The 1,013-nt window shown below is 42.0% G+C and carries 1 protein-coding gene; it reads left to right on the top strand.

What is annotated here, in order from left to right; genetic code table 11:
- Positions 1-166: 166 nt before the first annotated feature.
- On the top strand, positions 167-1,013 hold an 847-nt coding region (locus tag H9Y04_RS49125), incomplete at its 3' end, for an alternative oxidase (protein ID WP_214662308.1).

Raw genomic sequence — 1,013 nt, 5'->3', positions numbered from 1 at the left:
ATTGGCTGAAATGAGAACTGCAAGTGCCATGCATGGTACATTCCGGTCTTCTGCCGTTGGAGTTCCGGTCTTAATGCGCATATCAACGGCTGCAAAATCCACCTCGTCAAACTCATCAACTTCCTTATTAGATATTTCTACCAAGGTGCTCAATGAGTCAGATATATTGAAACATGACGACAAGTCGTTCATCACTCACAATCTCTTTCCTCATCCTGAATTTGGAACCAAAGAATGTGAAGAAGTGAAATATGAACATAGAGAACCTCGTAATGTTTCCGATACAATTGCATTTCGAGGAGTCAACTTTTTCCGGTGGTGCTTTGATATGGTTACAGGGTACAAGAAACCACGTAACGACCACGATTTGGAAACTGGATTCAAGGGAACAAGATGGGAAATGACGGAAAATAAATGGTTGACTAGAATCATTTTTTTGGAGAGTATTGCCGGGGTTCCAGGAATGGTTGCTGCATTTTTACGTCACCTTCATTCTCTTAGATTGCTCAAAAGAGACAGAGCTTGGATAGAAACGCTTTTGGACGAAGCTTATAACGAGCGTATGCATTTATTGACGTTTATCAAGTTGGGACAACCTTCTTGGTTTACTCGTTTTATCATCTATGTTGGTCAAGGTGTGTTTTGCAATGCGTTTTTCTTGTGCTACTTGATGGTCCCAAAGTACTGTCACAGATTCGTGGGTTATCTTGAAGAAGAAGCTGTGAGTACTTATAGTCATTTGGTGTATGAACTCGACACAAAAAAACTTCCCAAATTTGACCACATGAGAGTTCCACCAGTGGCCATTCAATACTGGACAGAACTTGACGAAAACTCCACTTTCCGTGATTTAATCTTGAGAGTGCGTGCAGACGAAGCCAAGCACCGTGAGGTGAATCACACATTGGCAAACCTCGATCTGACCGACAGAAATCCATTTGCTATGAAAATTGAGGAAGTCGACAAACCTCAGCCAGAAAATGGATTGAAGGTGCAAAGACCTACTGGATGGG

Source organism: Streptomyces polyasparticus, assembly GCF_014493765.1.
Lineage (GTDB): Bacteria > Actinomycetota > Actinomycetes > Streptomycetales > Streptomycetaceae > Streptomyces > Streptomyces polyasparticus.
The sequence above is the reverse complement of the archived record's forward strand: the minus strand, read 5'-3'. Positions and strand labels throughout refer to the sequence as shown.